This is a genomic window from Planococcus daihaiensis (assembly GCF_049262615.1).
GTDB lineage: Bacteria > Bacillota > Bacilli > Bacillales_A > Planococcaceae > Planococcus.
In genome coordinates this window covers 2,825,031-2,840,962 of sequence record NZ_CP175504.1, presented here as the reverse complement: position 1 = coordinate 2,840,962, position 15,932 = coordinate 2,825,031, and the positions used below count along the sequence as shown (strand labels likewise).

The window sequence follows — 15,932 nt, the reverse complement described above, 5'->3', positions numbered from 1 at the left end:
CTCTTCCATTCTTGATTTCAAGAACCGTTGTGACGCAAAATACCGCCATGCTACAATACACAAAAGAGGAGATGTTGTTATGGAATTAAACCTGCCTTTTTCTTCAGACGGCAAACGCTATTACACATGGAACCGCCATTTGCGCGACCATTTTGGCCATAAAGTAATGAAAATCGCATTGGATGCCGGCTTTGACTGCCCGAACCGTGATGGCACCGTGGCTTACGGCGGCTGCACATTCTGCTCGGTGGCAGGATCCGGCGATTTTGCCGGTGACCGCGTCGATCCGATTTCGGTCCAGTTCGAGCAGATAAAAGAAAAAATGCACAAAAAATGGAAAGACGGCAAATACATCGCCTATTTTCAGGCGTATACCAACACCCACGCCCCGCTTCCGGTCATTAAAGAGAAATTTGAAGCCGCGCTGGCGGAGGAAAATGTCATCGGATTGAGCATCGCTACCCGCCCCGATTGCCTGCCCGACGATGTCGTCGACTATTTGGCGGAGCTGAATAACCGGACCTACCTGTGGATTGAGCTGGGCCTGCAGACCATCCACGAAGAAACGGCGCGTCTCGTAAACCGCGCTCACGACTTTAATCTTTATATAGAAGGAGTCGAAAAATTGCGCAGCCGCGGAATTCGCGTCTGTACCCATATCATCAACGGATTGCCGCTTGAAAACCGCGACATGATGATGGAAACTGCCCGCGAAGTGGCAAAACTCGATGTCCAGGGAATAAAAATTCATTTGCTGCACCTGTTGAAAGGCACACCGATGGTCAAGCAATATGAAAAAGGCATGGTGGAATTCCTCGAAAAGGATGAATACATCAAACTCGTCGCCGACCAGCTGGAAGTGATTCCACCCGAAATGATCGTCCAGCGCATTACCGGAGATGGCCCAATCGAGTTGATGATCGGCCCGATGTGGAGCGTCAATAAATGGGATGTACTGAACGGCATCGACGCCGAACTCGAACGCCGCGGCAGCTGGCAAGGGAAATTCTTTAAAGGGCAGGTGCAGGTATGACTTTGATGCGCGTGCTCCCCTTTACGAAATTTTTATTGGAACAGGCTGTCTCAGAAGGTGATTGCGTAATTGATGCGACTGCAGGCAATGGCCATGACACGTTATTTCTTGCCCAGTTGACTGCCGGCTCCGGTAAGGTCTATGCGTTTGATATCCAGGAAGATGCCGTCTTGGCTACTCGTGAGCGGGTCAAGGATTTTGGGAATGTCGAAGTCATTCTCGACAGCCACGCCAAAATCGAGCATTTCGTCAAAGATGAAATTGGCGCAGCCGTTTTCAATCTGGGCTATTTGCCAAAAGGCGATCACAGCATCATCACCAAAGCTGAGACCACATTGTCCGCTATCGGGCAATGCATCCACCTGCTGAAAGAAAACGGCATTATCGTGATTGTCATCTATTCCGGACACGAAGGTGGCAGCGAAGAACGGGATGCGGTGATGGACTATGTCCAGCAATTGCCGCAGACCAAATTCAATGTGTTGAAGTATCAGTTCATCAACCAGCAGCATTCACCGCCCTTTCTCGTTGCTATTGAGAAAAAAGCAGTCAGGAAATGACAGTAAAAAAGTTCCAAACCGATATTTTCAGAATATTTGTATTATAATAAAAGGTAATCCTGGCAACTCTTTTTCGATCCACTAAAATAAACACAAATCGATGTTTTACATCTTCAAAATTTACTCGAAAATCTTCATCCAATACTTTCTGGGAGTGGATGGTGTGATTACGTTATCTGGCGTTACCAAAACCTACAAAAGCGGAGATATTGAAACGGATGCCTTGAAAGACATCAACCTGGAAATCAGCGAAGGCGAATTCGCCGTGATTCTTGGCCCGAGCGGCAGCGGGAAAAGTACGTTGCTCAATGTAATCAGCGGTCTCGATACCGTGACTTCAGGCAAAATAACTTTTTTTGACGAGGAATTGACCAGCTTGCCGGAAAGTGGCATGACCCGTTTCCGCCGGCAGTATTTAGGTTTTATCTTCCAGCAGTACAATCTGCTGCAGAATTTGACGGTCTATGAAAACATTCAGATTGGCGCAGATATCGGGACAGACCCACTGGATATTGGCGAACTGCTGACAAAAATCGGACTGGATGAAACACGCCACAAATACCCGAGCCAGCTGTCCGGCGGTGAACAGCAACGGGTTTCTGTCGCGCGCAGCCTTGCCAAAAATCCGGCAGTCATCTTCTGCGATGAGCCGACTGGTTCACTCGACGAAATGAATTCCAAAAATGTTTTGAAACTGCTGCAGGATCTTAACCGGGAATACAAAAAAACTATTGTCGTCATCACCCATAATTCAGGCATCGCCGAGATGTCCGATAAAGTCATCAAGATGAATTCCGGAAAAATTGTAGAAGTGTCCGTCAATAAAACCATTAAAAATGCCCATGACATTCATTGGGGGTAAGGGGGATGCCATATGCTGCAGAAAAATGTGCTCAGAGCCTTGCGCAAGAAATGGATGCAGCTTGCCGCCATCGGAATAATCATTATTCTGAGCTCCCTTACCTATACGATGATGTTTTATGGAATCAGCGGCATCGAAGAGCCTACAGAACGCTATCTCAACGATTACAATCAGGAAGACTTTTCGGTTGAAATGCTGAATACGGTGACACAGCAAGAAGCCGCGGATCCGGAGATTGCACGCTTTCTGTCCGAAGGCATCTTTTCCTTAAGCGACCTCAAACTGGCAGACCCGGGGCTTTTCCAAACACTTATGGACCGGCGCATCGAGGCATTCAGACTGCAAAACCCCGATGCATCGCTGGAATTGCGGGAATTTAAAATGGCAAACTATACTGTAAACGGTGATAGCCATAGCGCTCTAATGGCCAAAGATGCAGAGACAATCAACCAGTCTTTCATCGAACAAGGACAGAAACCCACAGGCGCATCCCAAATTGCCGTCAATAAAATCTATGCAGATAAAAACAACATCGGCATTGGCGATAACCTGTCCATAAACGAAACCGATTATACAGTGACAGGCTTTGTGCTATTTCCCGATTACACATTGCCGATGTTCGATGACAGTTTCAGTATAGATTCCGGGCTGCAGGCATTGATGCTGCTGCCGGATGCTGCCTACGAAAAGCTCAATTATCCGGAAAGCTTCAGGCTGGCGGGGAGCATCCCGGATGCGGAATTATTGGACACTGAAATTGACGGAACGGAACTTTCCTTTGCCGGACAGATTGTGACGACCGAGAACATGACACGCAGCGGCGCAATCTACGGTGAATTGAATGAAGGTAAAACGATGTCCCTCGGACTCAGCATTTTCATTGCGGCGATTGCAGTCATTATCGTTTCAATCATGATTTTCAACCTGCTCCACGCCGAGCGCAGCCAGATCGGCATATTGAAAGCCCTTGGCTATGGCCGGCTGGAAATTGCAGCTCCTTATTTTATAGCGATTTCGGCCTTCGCTTTTTTGATGCTCACAATCGGCTACGTTCTTGGATTGGCGGCAGCTGAACCGCTCAAAAATTTGTACCTGGATTTTTATCTCTTGCCCTCTGCTGCCATCGGCCAAAGCTGGATCGTTTTTGCGACCGCTATTCTGGTCCCGCTGCTGTTCTTTTCAACCGTGTCCGGATACATTATTTACCGCATACTCGGTGATCGCGCTTTGACCTTGCTCAGCCCGCCTGTCCATCAATCAGTCAACCGGATTAGCCGAGCGGTTAGCAGGCTGCTGTCGGGCGCGTCTGGCGCAACCAAGTTTAAATACCTGCAGGCGATTCGGAGCACCGGCAGTTTTCTGATTTTCTTCATTGGCATCATGTTTTCCACCTTATTGATCTTTTTTGCGCTGATGCTCGATGGCACAATCGATCGGCTGACTGTCGGCTATCTTCCAGAGGTGGATTACGAATATGAAGCTTTTCTCGATGCCGCTCAACCGCCACCCCCTATACAGGATGGGGAGGAAAAATTCCTGGCTTTCCCATTCGCTGAGCATACCGGTGAAAATATCTCCTTGTATGGGCTGTCGCCGAACAACCTCCTGTACAAGCTTTATGATGACTCCGGGGAAGATATGACTGCCTCGCTAAGCGACGGAGTTGTAATCAGTGAAAGATTGCGGATCAAACAAAATATTGAAATCGGCGACTCCCTGCTGGTGGAAATCAATAACGAAGAAACTGAATTTATTGTCCGTGGGGTTGTGGAAGAATTTACGGCAGACAAGATTTATGTCGATCGGGAGACACTCAGTCTTCTGTTGACGGATAATCGCACGCCGGATCTTTATAATGGTATTTATTCCTTAGCTGAGCCATCTTCAGAGGACTATCAGACAGTGATTTCAAAAGATGGCATCATCAACCAGTCCCAATCGATGGCCAGTTATTCCAATTTGATATTCAATGTCATGATTGCCGGAGCTGCCATCATAGCCGCCAGCATCCTGTTTGTGCTTACTTCTTTTACGGTTGAAAAGAATTATTATGCGATTTCATTGCTGAAAGTACTCGGCTACAGCCGGCGGGAAGTGAATTCGATGATTTTGAGCAGTTATTTTGTGTATGCTCTGCTATGCTTTTTGATCAGCATTCCGTTTGCGTTATTTGTGCTTCGACGCCTGATCATTGTCTTTGCACAGGATTACGGCATTGTGCTGCCGCTGATATTCGAACCTGTCTATGCATTGATCACGCTGGGGATACTACTGTTCATCTATTTCGCCAGCACCTACCTCAGCCGCAGAAAAATCGAGCAGATTCCGCTCCAGGAAGTACTGAAAACGTATGGAGAATAGAAAAAACGCCGAACGGGTCAACCCGTCTGGCGTTTTATCATTTCTTCCGCAATCAATTCAAAAGTTTTCAGTTTCGCTCCGAAATCATATGCAATCGAAACCAGCATCACTTCATCTGCACCATATTCCTGTGCGAGCGTCTCCAATCGATCGCAGACCTGATCGGGATTGCCGACGACCATCCGCCGGCGGTTTTCTTCCACCAGCAGATTTTCAAACTTTGAATATTCATAGGCCTGCGCTTTGTCAGGTGAAGGAGTCCCTGTTGATGGCATACCCTGTGCGCCCATCGAAAGTGCAAGATCGAGTGATGAGGCAACCCGCTCCGCCTCGTCTTCTGTTTCCTGGCAGACCGCAAAAATCGCAAAGCCGACATATGGCTCTTTTCCATCATCACTGACGAACCGTTCGCGATATGTCCGTGTATAATCCTGGCCGCCTTCGCCGTTGATAAAATGAGCGAACATATAAGGCAAGCCCTTTTCAGCCGCCAACAAAGCCGATGTCATACTGGAACCGAGGATCCAAATCGGCGGCGCGGATGGGGTCACCGGCGTCGCTTTCATGCCGTAGTACATGTGATCCTTAGGGATGGCATCGTTCAGATACATCGACAATTCATCGATTTGATCCGGAAAGCGGTCGGTATTCCGCGACCGCCCTTCATTCAGCGCCAGCGAAGCACGCGGCATTCCGCCTGGTGCCCGGCCGACTCCCGCATCAATTCTGCCGGGGTATAAAGCTTCCAGCAATTTAAAATTCTCCGCAATTTTAAACGACGAATAATGCGGCAGCATAACTCCCCCGGAACCGAGCCGAATCGTATTGGTCACCGCTCCGAGATGCGCTATCAAAATTTCCGGAGATGAACCTGCCAAAGTCGGAGCGTCATGATGTTCCGACACCCAAAAGCGGGTATAACCCCATTGCTCTGCAGACTGGGCCAGCGTGGCGGTTTGCTGTAAGGCTTCGCCGGGATTACTGCCTTCGGAAACTGGCGATTGATCGAGAATACTGTAACGCAATGCCATACTCACGCACTCCTGTCATCCATTATTTCACTACATAGCCTAACGACCGAAGTACGTTTTTCAGAAATAAATGAGTGGTAATGAAAACATCTTCCCGCTCAGGTTCCTGAAAAAGATCATGATAGGCATCTTTCCACTCTTTATAACTGAATTCCTTGAGATTCTGCTGCTTTAACCAATTTTTCGAAACTTCCTTATCCGTTATCAAATCCTTTTCCGCTGTTTGGACAAATGTCGGGATATCCGGATAGGGCTGTTTTCCGCCAACCGCCTGTTTCATATAAGCCTGCAGCTCGCGGTACCAGCCAATTGTGATATCCGTTTTATATAATTCATCATCTCTTTCAAGCTCGATGACCTCCGGATTTCTCGTCAATTCTTCTATCGTCATTTCGTGTTTAATCTTAATCTGTGAAGTGATTTTCGGGAGACCTGACAATGCACTAGACAATTTGGAAGGCGTCCGTGACAAAGAAAGCCATGGCGAAGTAAAAACGGCTCCTGCCACTTCCACGGAATGCTTGCTGAGAAAATTAATGGCCAGCGTTGCCCCCAAACCGTGGGCGACAATAAACACCGGTTTTTCGAGCTCGATTGCCACATCCAGCATTTCGCTGATCGCTCCTTCGTAAGATTCAAAAGATTCCCAGTGCGCTTTTGGGTTGACGCCATTCTTGCCGTGGCCGGGCAAATCTCCCATCACGACCTCGAATCCGGCGCTTCGCCATTGTTTGATCTGCCAGGCGTAGCGCAAATGGTGTTCGTAAGCACTGTGAATTAATACAATTACAGCTTTCGCCGGGCCTTCAGCCTGCCATTTCCACATATATCAACGCCCCTTCCAATCTATCCGCAGCAGAAAACCAAACCTTAAAGTTGACCTTTCTAACGCTTTTGCTACCATTAAAGATATCTTATCTTTATTAAAGGAGTTTTACCATGATTTACCCATACAAAGACAAACACCCGCAAATAGACCCATCAGCGTTTATCGCTGATTTCACAACCATTACCGGTGATGTGACAATAGGGGCAGAATCCTCCATCTGGTTCAATACCGTCGTCCGAGGCGATGTCGCACCGACCGTTATTGGCAATAGGACCAATATTCAGGATCTCTGCATGCTTCATCAGAGCCCGGACAATCCCTTGATTCTTGAAGACAATGTCACGATTGGCCATCAAGTGACGCTCCACAGTTGCATCGTCCGCAAAAATGCACTGATCGGCATGGGCTCGGTCATTCTCGACGGTGCTGAAATCGGTGAAGGCGCATTTATCGGAGCCGGCAGCCTCGTGCCTCAAGGAAAAATTATCCCACCCGGCAAACTGGCATTCGGCCGCCCTGCCAAAGTGGTCCGTGATCTCAACGAAGACGATATTGTCGATATGGAACGGATTGTCCGTGAGTATGCAGAAAAAGCCGCTTATTATAAATCGCTGCAAAAATAAGAAAAAAACCGCACAAGCCCTCGGGCCTGTGCGGTTTTCATTGTCATTAAATTCCTGCTTGCTCTTTCAATGCATCCGCTTTGTCTGTGCGTTCCCAAGGCAGATCGACATCTGTGCGGCCGAAATGGCCGTAAGCTGCCGTCTGTTTGTAGATCGGGCGGCGAAGATCAAGCATTTTGATGATGCCGGCTGGACGCAAGTCAAAATTATTGCGCACCAGGTCAATCAACAGGCTCTCGTCGACTTTCCCTGTTCCAAACGTATCGATTGAAATGGAAACCGGATGTGCAACGCCGATCGCATAAGCCAATTGCACTTCGCATTTCTCAGCGAGTCCTGAAGCGACAATATTCTTCGCAACATAACGTGCTGCATAAGCACCGGAACGGTCAACTTTCGTCGCGTCTTTTCCGGAGAAAGCACCGCCGCCGTGGCGTGCATAACCGCCGTAAGTGTCAACGATGATCTTGCGGCCCGTTAAACCGGCGTCTCCCTGAGGTCCGCCAATTACGAAGCGGCCCGTCGGGTTGATGAAATATTTTGTTTCATCGTCAAGGAGTTCTGCCGGAACGACTTCATCAATGACGTATTCTTTAATATTGCGTTGAATCTGTTCAAGCGTAACTTCCGGGTGATGCTGAGTGGAAATGACGATTGTATCCACACGCACCGGTTTTTCATTTTCATCATATTCAACAGTTACCTGTGTTTTGCCGTCCGGGCGAAGATAAGGAAGAATTTCTTCTTTTCTTACTTCAGCAAGGCGTCTTGCCAATTTATGTGCAAGGCTGATCGGCAGCGGCATCAATTCTTCTGTTTCATTGGTTGCGTATCCGAACATCAGACCCTGGTCTCCTGCTCCGATATCATCCAATTCTTTATCTGTCATCTGGCCTTCACGTGACTCAAGAGCAACGTTCACTCCGGCAGCGATATCCGGTGATTGCTCGTCAATCGCAGTCAGGACCGCACTCGTTTCCGAGTCAAAGCCATATTTAGCGCGCGTATAACCAATTTCTTTAACAGTCTGGCGCACGACTTTCGGAATATCCACATAAGTTGATGTTGTAATTTCCCCTGCCACAAGAACAAGTCCAGTGGTTACGGTTGTTTCACACGCTACTCGTGCGTTCGGGTCTTCTGCAAGGATCGCGTCCAGGATGGCATCTGAGATTTGGTCACAGATTTTATCCGGATGTCCTTCTGTTACTGATTCTGATGTGAATAATCGACGGTTTTTCAAAAAATGTTCCTCCTTATATCCTGCGAGATTGCTCTCGAAATTGATACGGTACTCGTTTTCCCATGTCAAGTCCGTTCCAAACAAGTCGGATTGAACTTCAAGCCGTTGTGGCCTTTGTACACGAGGATTAAGGGCGTTCCATAAAAAAATCCCTTCACTCATCATTCTTAATGAGGAAAGGAGAAATCATCATAAGCACCTTTCACTCTTATCATCCAAGGCCTAAAAGCCTTGCTTCAGGTTTGGCACCAGCGCTGCACGATGCAGCAGGTTGCCGGGTTTCATAGGGCCTGCCCCCTCCACCAGCTCGGAATAAGAGTATCCGTTCAATTTTTCATCATACGGAATTGCCTATATGATGTCAACGATTTTCAAGATTTATTCGCAATAAATGCATGAAATTGTTCCATTGCGGGTAATAAATATGCATATATGACGAATTTCCATTTCAACCGGCTTATTAGTATAGACTAATCAGGTTAATGTGTTATACTAATGTACGAATCCAACTCTTCCCCAATGCCTTGGGAATAACCGAAAAGGAAGGTACATATATGAACTCAGTTAACTTCGTCAGCGATTTAAAAGATCTATTAAATGGCCCAAATGTCAATACGCAATGGTCGGTCCCACAATTAGTGGAAGCCGCAGTTTCAAGAGGCGAGGCAGTTTTGACCCGCGAAGGCGCAGTTGCAGCCGAAACTGGAAAATACACAGGCCGTTCGCCTAAAGACAAGTATATGGTAGAAGAAGCAATTTCGAAAGACAAAATTGACTGGGGCACTGTAAATCGTCCGATTTCATCTGAAGTTTTCGAGAACCTGTATGCCAAAGTCCTTGCGCACCTCAAGCAAAAAGATGAGCTTTTCGTCTTTAAAGGTTTCGCTGGTGCAGACCCGGAGTCGCGCCTGCACATCCAGACGATCAACGAATATGCATGGCATAATCTGTTTGCCCATCAATTATTCATCCGTCCGACAGCTGAAGAATTGAAAATCCATGATGCTGATTTCACAGTGGTTTACGCCCCTACTTTCCAGGCGGATCCAGCTGTAGACGGCACGGGTTCCGAAACCTTCATCATCGTTTCCATGGAGAAAAAAGTCATTTTGATCGGTGGCACTGAATACGCCGGCGAAATGAAAAAATCAATCTTCTCAATTATGAATTATATTCTTCCTGAAAAAGGCATCCTTCCAATGCATTGCTCGGCAAACGTCGGCCAGGACGGTGACGTTTCCTTGTTCTTCGGACTGTCAGGCACAGGCAAAACAACCCTGTCGGCAGATCAGGATCGCAAATTGATCGGTGATGACGAACATGGCTGGTCTGATAACGGCGTATTCAATATCGAAGGCGGCTGCTACGCGAAAACGATCAACCTTTCGCGTGACAACGAGCCGCAGATTTTCGATGCAATCCGTTTCGGTTCGGTTCTTGAAAATGTTGTTGTAGATCCAGAAACACGCATTCCGGATTACGACGACGGTTCATTGACAGAAAACACGCGTGCTGCTTATCCAATTGACGCCATTGACAACAGCATCCACCCATCGATGGCTGGTCATCCGAAAACAATCGTCTTCCTGACTGCTGATGCATTCGGCGTATTGCCACCAATCAGCAAATTGACGAAAGAGCAGGCAATGTACCACTTCCTTAGCGGCTATACATCAAAATTAGCCGGTACGGAACGCGGCATTACGTCTCCTGAAGCGACATTCTCAACTTGCTTCGGCTCACCTTTCCTGCCGTTGCATGCAACAGTGTACGCAGAAATGCTCGGCAATAAAATCGATCAACACGAAGTCGAAGTTTTCCTTGTCAACACTGGTTGGACCGGCGGAGTGTATGGAACAGGAAGCCGCATGAAACTGTCCTATACCCGCACAATGGTTCGCGCAGCGATCAAAGGTGAGCTGCAAAACGTTCAGACCGAACAGGAAGCCGTATTCGGCCTCAGCATTCCACAGGAAATTCCAGGAGTGCCGAGTGAAGTTCTGAATCCCCGCGACGCTTGGGCAGATGGAGCGGCTTACGATAAAAAAGCAAATGAACTGGCTCAAGAATTCCAGGACAACTTCAAGAAGTTCGGTTCCGTGTCAGCTGACATCAGCGCTAAGGGCGGTCCGTTAACTAAATAAATTCCAAAAGCACATCCGGCGAAACTGCCGGATGTGCTTTTTTGTGTTTTCGGCTATTTTTCCTGTTCCTTCATCCAATGCGCCAACGCCGCTACCGTTTTCCGATTTTCCGCTGGCGGGAAAAAATGATCATAATCCGGAAAGTACCAGGTTTCGTGGGGCTGGCCATTTAATTTCAGCGCTTCTTCCAGAAGAAAGGCTTGTGCAGGGAACACATTTTCATCCCGCAGCCCGTGGATGATCAGCATCGGCGCAGTTGCCTCATCCAACCGCAGGAGCGGATTTCTTTCCTCATAGGCAGTCAAAGCGGTATTTGGCGTGCCGCCATAAATCCGTTTCATCATCCGCCGCATATCCGGGCGCTCTTTATAAGTCAGCACAGTATCCGTGACGCCCGCCCATGTGACCAGCGAAGTGATATCATCCCGCAGGACAGCCGTCCAGAGCGCCATGATGCCGCCTCTTGAAAATGCCAAAAGGTGGACATAGCCATTGCAAAATTGCTTCAGCACATCCACCGCATGCACTGCGTCCCAACGGTCGGCACCGGCAAACTCATCCTTGCCTTCGCCCCCCCGGTTGCCGCGGTAATACGGCGCAAAAACGACAAAGCCCTGCGCAGCGTATTGTGCAGCGCGTGCCGGCCGGACCATGCCAATCGACTGAATACCGCCGCGCAAATAAAGCATGCCGCTGTAATCCCCCGGTTTCTTCGGTTCCGCGAGCAACCCTTTTACCCGCAACCCTTCTGACCAATAAACAATTTCAGTCAATTTTACAGAGGGATTCGGAGAAGGATATGCGCGCTTTGAACTAATCTTTCCATTTTCCATCCAGTTTCACCCGTTCTATAATTTCTTTCATTCCTTCATCCTGCATCAAAAAGCTATACGCACTGTCCGGTTCCAATCGCTCCACCAAAACGGCTCCTTTGGTTTCCATCAGCGTAATGTTATCAATCGAAGAAACACGTGCTGTAAAAACCGTTTTGCAAAATGGCGGATCGCTCAGCACCAGATATTCCGCAAACCATTCAAGCCCTTCGACCCTTCCGCCTGTTTCTTCGTAAACTTCCCTCTGGGCTGCATCATGCAAATTTTCTCCTGCCTCGACTTTGCCGCCGGGAAACTCCAGCCCCCGTTCGCTATGCTCAGTCAACAGCCATTTGTCTTCAAATTGTGCAATGACTAAGACATGCCGGCTCTCAACCGGAAACGCATCCCGCTCAAACGACAGGCTGCAGCGGTATCCTTTTAAATCTGTATAATCCATATACACTCACTCCTGAACAAATAAAAAAAGCGCACACAAAGTTCATTCGTGTGCGCTTGTGTAATTCTATTTTACTTCTTTTCGCCAAGGAATGCAGAAAGCATCCATGAATGCTTCTCCAGTGCCTGGTGAATGGCATTCAACATATCTTCCGTCATATCATCGCCATCTTCAGCAGCATGTTCCATGCCCTTTTTCAATGATTTCATTACCTTGTCATAATCACTGACAATCGTCTCCACCATTTCTTCAGCATTTTCCTTGCTGGTTGCTTCTTTGACCACGGACAAGTCCAGCTGTTCCTTCATTGTTGCGACCGGTTTACCGCCAAGCGCCAATAAGCGTTCCGCAATCTCATCCATATAAGCTGTCGCTTCATCGTATAATTCTTCAAATTTAACGTGTAAAGTAAAGAATGATGGGCCTTTCACATACCAGTGAAAATTATGTAATTTCGTATAAACTACCGACCATGTTGCTACCTGTACATTCAATTCCTGATTTAATTCCTTCGACATCAAAAACCACTCTCCATTCAAATTAATAAGTACTTATACTTTATTAATACCTTTAAAGTCCCTACAATAAACATAAGAGTTTCCAATCTTATGGAAAGAAGAAGGCGATTACCATAAAAACTGTCCTGCTAAAAATATTCCGCTTTTACCAGCGGTTCATCTCTCCACTGTCTCCGCCCAGCTGCCGCTTTTATCCGACCTGTTCCCATTACGGGATCGAAGCCGTCGAAAAGCACGGCGCATTAAAAGGCGGGTACCTGGCGATCAAACGTATTCTCAGCTGCCATCCCTTCAATAAAGGCGGGGTGGATTTTGTACCCGAAGAATGGCCTCCAAAGAAATAACTTGGAGGTTTTTCTTGTGTTTGAAATTAGGATGCGGTAAGATACTCTATGGAAGTAAAACGTAACCATTACAATTTGGAGGTTCATTATGAAAAAATCGGCTTTATTCATTTTATTATTTGTCCTACTTGCACTGGCTGCATGTGGAGCAGAGGATACGGACAATGGAGATGCACTGGAAGAAACGGATACTAAAGATGCAACGGAAGACAATGAAAAATTGGAGATCTTCACAACAGTCTATCCACTGACTTATTTTACAGAAAGAATCGGCGGCGACCAGGTGGATGTAACATCTGTTTATCCGGCGGGCGCCAATGAGCACACCTTCGAACCGACGCAGCAGGATATGATTGCCATCGCAGAAGCAGACCTGATGCTCTACATTGGCCTTGGTCTTGAAGGCTTCATGGAAAGTGCAAAAAGTACACTCGATGGAGAAGAAGTCGAATTTGCAGCACTCGCTGATTCCATCACCGATGAACAATTGGTTGCTGCCTTGGCCCATGACGCTGCGAGAGAAAGCGAAGACGATCACGATGATCACGCGGATGAAGATGCACATGATGAAGATGAAGAACACGCAGAAGAAAGCGGCCATGAAGACCATGACCATGGTTCAACAGATCCCCATATCTGGATGTCACCGCAACTCAGCCAGAATTTAGCGGATTCGATCAAAGATTCGCTGATTGCTGAAGATCCGGACAATGCAGAGCTTTACGAAACGAATCATGCTGAATTGATTGCGGAGCTTGAAGAATTGGACCAATCCTTCAGCCAGCTGCAAGAACAGGTCACAAAGGATACCTTTTTTGTCTCGCATGCCGCTTTCACTTATTTGTCTGAACCCTACGGTTTTGAACAAGTGGCGGTTGCCGGGCTGAACAGCCAGGACGAGCCTTCCCAGAAGGAATTAACCCAAATCGTTGATCTCGCACGCGAGAAAAACATCGAGTACATTGTATTCGAACAGAACGTATCGTCTAACCTGACGGAAGTCGTGCAGAAGGAAGTCGGTGCCGAAGCGGTCCAAATGCATAATCTGGGTGTGTTGACGCAGGAAGACATCGACAACGGAGAAACTTACTTTACGCTGATGGCAAAGAATTTGGAAGTACTCAAAACAATTCTTAACTAAACCTATGAAAATGAAGAAAAAGCGTCCAATGTAAAATCATTGGACGCTTTTTTCTGTCTGTTCACTTTCAATGATGCTTGCAATACTGTCATAGATGGAGCCAATATGAATATTCACTTCCGGCAAATGATAGAACGTGCTCGTCCCATCAAACTCGAAAGACTCCGCTGTTTCCGAAAGAAGATAGACCTTTTTCCGCTGGCCGATTGCAATGCCCATTTCAATGTGGCTGCCTTTTCCTGCCGGCAAAATGACCACCAGAAAATCTGCTTCCAGCACCGCCCTCCGCTCCAGCTCGCCGTAAATTTGCAACTCATCGATGGTAGATGCGCGCAAATTGGCAGTCCAGTCGAAAGTCTGGATTAACCCGTTTTCTATCAACGACTTGGCGGCATACCTCACATTTTCTTTATTCGCAAAACTGGAAGCGATGTAGAACTTTTTCATTATTAGCTCCCCTTCTCTAATTCCTCAATTGAAATCATCTCAGGTTTATCATCTTTAAGAGCTTTTCGGAATGCGCTGAGCAAAATAAGAAACGTGATATTTAATATCAACAGAATGATTACCAATACAAATGCCAGTATCTGCAGGTTTTCAGCTGCAAAAACTGCCAGAAAAGCACTTAACCCAAGCATGAGCAGGTTTGCAGGAATATAAATATTGAATAAACGCTGGGTCCGTTGAGCTAATCCTTGCTCGCCATTCCTTTCAGCCAGCTGTTTCAGCAGCCTGAACAGATAGAAAGTCAAAACGAGTTCACCCGTGAACAGGAAATTGGAGTAATAATACCAAGGCCCACTTTCAACAAGATTGAAGTCGATGAAGACGGAAGGAACGGAGAAAAAAATCAAGGCAATCGAGATATATGCAGCGGTTTTTCCGTCATTAAATTCTTCCCCCAGTTTATAACACCCCGCAGCAATCAGGAAATACCCGATGGGGTCAGCCAAAATATCCACACCAACACGGATAGCAAGGAAAATAAAAAGGTACCCATATAAAATCTGTCCCAGTGATCCTTTCATTTACTCATCCGCTCCTTTGCTTTCAATAATGGCTTTCACCTTCTTGCCGGTCAGCTCGGGATTGTGATACAAAGAGACCTGTCCCTCAATCGATCTGCCGTTTTCATCTTCCCCTTCAATCATCATCCAGGACTTCAAAACAAATTTCACATTGTCTTGATTCTGAAGTGAAAGGGCGAAACCTTCCCCTTTCGCCAAATGAAATGGGTATTCCAGATCCCGAAAATCTTCTCCACCGTTTTCATCGAGCCTTTCCCCAATCCTTTCAATGAAATTAGTTTCATTGAAAGGCTCATCCTTTTGAGGAAGATGAATTTTCAAAGCCGATAATCCTTCATCCGGCAAGTGTGGGCTGAGACCAAGAATAGTCATTTGTTCTTCTGCCTCAAGATAGGAAACGCTCATTTCGTCGTCTCCAGTGGACATTTGGGACAATCTGAAATCGCTCTGTACCTGGGGATGAATGATTACCTCCCCAATATCAACCACGAATTGCTGACCGTCAGACATATAAACGGTCATTTCATTGAAGATCAGTTTTTCTTTTAAGTTTCTGATCTCATAGATATCAAAAGTAACACTGATTGTCCTTAATTCATGAGGGCCGAAACGCTGCACGTAAGGAGTTTCTTCCATAAAAAAGCCATGAAAGCCATCTGCCGTTCCCGCTATATCCCCCAGTTCGACCATGTTGATCGTATTCTTATCACCTGTGTTCATTAAATAAGAAAACTGCATATGCAATGATTCCTGTGCATAATCATCTATATAATGATCCAAAAAAACAGGCTGCTCCAGTTGCTGCGAACTGGCATAAGTCCCCGCAGCGACCCATCCTAAGATAATTGCTGACAAGATGCTGAAAAATATTCGTGGATTCATGGAACACCTCTAACTCTATTTTATGTATTACATCTAAAAGGTCATTTACATACTATACAAA

At 46.8% G+C, this 15,932-nt stretch carries 17 protein-coding genes and 1 riboswitch; of the genes, 8 read left to right on the top strand and 9 right to left on the bottom strand.

Going from position 1 to position 15,932, the window contains the following annotated elements; genetic code table 11:
- Positions 1-79 precede the first annotated feature (79 nt).
- The 4 genes from DHX103_RS14105 (at position 80) to DHX103_RS14090 (ending at position 4,816) form a co-directional block, all read left to right on the top strand.
- Complete coding sequence (locus DHX103_RS14105) at positions 80-1,033, top strand: TIGR01212 family radical SAM protein (protein ID WP_422122859.1); 954 nt, start codon at positions 80-82, stop codon at positions 1,031-1,033.
- On the top strand, positions 1,030-1,593 hold the full coding sequence (locus tag DHX103_RS14100; RefSeq protein WP_422122858.1) for a class I SAM-dependent methyltransferase: 564 nt from the start codon (positions 1,030-1,032) through the stop codon (positions 1,591-1,593). Before DHX103_RS14105 ends, DHX103_RS14100 begins: the two co-directional genes overlap by 4 nt.
- Positions 1,594-1,756: 163 nt before the next feature.
- Positions 1,757-2,455: an ABC transporter ATP-binding protein gene (locus DHX103_RS14095; RefSeq protein ID WP_422122857.1), complete on the top strand. Its 699-nt coding sequence runs from the start codon at positions 1,757-1,759 to the stop codon at positions 2,453-2,455.
- A gap of 12 nt (positions 2,456-2,467) precedes the next feature.
- Positions 2,468-4,816, top strand: a complete 2,349-nt coding sequence (locus DHX103_RS14090) for an FtsX-like permease family protein (RefSeq protein ID WP_422122856.1) — start codon at positions 2,468-2,470, stop codon at positions 4,814-4,816.
- 17 nt (positions 4,817-4,833) lie between these two features.
- Here the strand turns inward: DHX103_RS14090 and DHX103_RS14085 are convergent, their stop codons facing one another.
- Together DHX103_RS14085 and DHX103_RS14080 are read right to left on the bottom strand one after the other, a co-directional pair.
- Positions 4,834-5,847 carry an LLM class flavin-dependent oxidoreductase gene (locus DHX103_RS14085; protein ID WP_422122855.1) on the bottom strand — a complete coding sequence of 338 codons (1,014 nt, stop codon included), beginning with the start codon at positions 5,845-5,847 and terminating at the stop codon, positions 4,834-4,836.
- Between the two features lie 22 nt (positions 5,848-5,869).
- Positions 5,870-6,673: an alpha/beta fold hydrolase gene (locus tag DHX103_RS14080; protein WP_422122854.1), complete on the bottom strand. Its 804-nt coding sequence runs from the start codon at positions 6,671-6,673 to the stop codon at positions 5,870-5,872.
- Positions 6,674-6,786: 113 nt separating this feature from the next.
- Here DHX103_RS14080 and DHX103_RS14075 point away from each other — a divergent pair, with 113 nt between their 5' ends.
- Positions 6,787-7,299, top strand: coding sequence for a gamma carbonic anhydrase family protein (locus DHX103_RS14075; protein ID WP_422122853.1), 513 nt, complete (start codon positions 6,787-6,789; stop codon positions 7,297-7,299).
- 46 nt (positions 7,300-7,345) lie between these two features.
- Here the strand turns inward: DHX103_RS14075 and metK are convergent, their stop codons facing one another.
- The gene (gene metK / locus DHX103_RS14070) at positions 7,346-8,542 is read right to left on the bottom strand and encodes a methionine adenosyltransferase (protein ID WP_422122852.1); all 1,197 of its coding nucleotides are present in this window, start codon (positions 8,540-8,542) and stop codon (positions 7,346-7,348) included.
- Between the two features lie 205 nt (positions 8,543-8,747).
- A riboswitch (SAM riboswitch) is annotated at positions 8,748-8,861 on the bottom strand.
- Positions 8,862-9,096: 235 nt separating this feature from the next.
- Here metK and pckA point away from each other — a divergent pair.
- On the top strand, positions 9,097-10,686 hold the full coding sequence (pckA, locus tag DHX103_RS14065) for a phosphoenolpyruvate carboxykinase (ATP) (RefSeq protein ID WP_422122851.1): 1,590 nt from the start codon (positions 9,097-9,099) through the stop codon (positions 10,684-10,686).
- Between the two features lie 53 nt (positions 10,687-10,739).
- Here pckA and DHX103_RS14060 read toward each other — a convergent pair whose 3' ends face one another.
- From DHX103_RS14060 to DHX103_RS14050, 3 genes are all read right to left on the bottom strand, one after another.
- The gene (locus DHX103_RS14060) at positions 10,740-11,519 is read right to left on the bottom strand and encodes an alpha/beta hydrolase family protein (protein ID WP_422122850.1); all 780 of its coding nucleotides are present in this window, start codon (positions 11,517-11,519) and stop codon (positions 10,740-10,742) included.
- Positions 11,500-11,958, bottom strand: a complete 459-nt coding sequence (locus DHX103_RS14055; RefSeq protein ID WP_422122849.1) for an NUDIX domain-containing protein — start codon at positions 11,956-11,958, stop codon at positions 11,500-11,502. The genes DHX103_RS14060 and DHX103_RS14055 overlap by 20 nt, the downstream gene beginning before the upstream one ends.
- Positions 11,959-12,029: 71 nt before the next feature.
- The gene (locus tag DHX103_RS14050) at positions 12,030-12,476 is read right to left on the bottom strand and encodes a Dps family protein (protein WP_422122848.1); all 447 of its coding nucleotides are present in this window, start codon (positions 12,474-12,476) and stop codon (positions 12,030-12,032) included.
- Between the two features lie 113 nt (positions 12,477-12,589).
- Between DHX103_RS14050 and yidD the strand changes: the two genes are divergently transcribed.
- Both yidD and DHX103_RS14040 read left to right on the top strand, forming a co-directional pair.
- Complete coding sequence (yidD, locus tag DHX103_RS14045) at positions 12,590-12,820, top strand: membrane protein insertion efficiency factor YidD (protein WP_422124786.1); 231 nt, start codon at positions 12,590-12,592, stop codon at positions 12,818-12,820.
- Between the two features lie 88 nt (positions 12,821-12,908).
- On the top strand, positions 12,909-13,961 hold the full coding sequence (locus DHX103_RS14040; protein WP_422122847.1) for a metal ABC transporter solute-binding protein, Zn/Mn family: 1,053 nt from the start codon (positions 12,909-12,911) through the stop codon (positions 13,959-13,961).
- A gap of 36 nt (positions 13,962-13,997) precedes the next feature.
- Here DHX103_RS14040 and DHX103_RS14035 read toward each other — a convergent pair whose 3' ends face one another.
- The 3 genes from DHX103_RS14035 to DHX103_RS14025 are packed head-to-tail and all read right to left on the bottom strand — an operon-like array spanning position 13,998 to position 15,871.
- Entirely contained in the window at positions 13,998-14,408 is a 411-nt protein-coding gene (locus DHX103_RS14035; protein WP_422122846.1) for a group-specific protein, read from the bottom strand.
- 2 nt (positions 14,409-14,410) lie between these two features.
- A complete protein-coding gene (locus DHX103_RS14030; protein WP_422122845.1) occupies positions 14,411-14,989 on the bottom strand; it encodes a hypothetical protein in 579 nt (192 codons plus the stop codon).
- On the bottom strand, positions 14,990-15,871 hold the full coding sequence (locus DHX103_RS14025) for a hypothetical protein (RefSeq protein WP_422122844.1): 882 nt from the start codon (positions 15,869-15,871) through the stop codon (positions 14,990-14,992).
- Between the last annotated feature and the right edge of the window lie 61 nt (positions 15,872-15,932).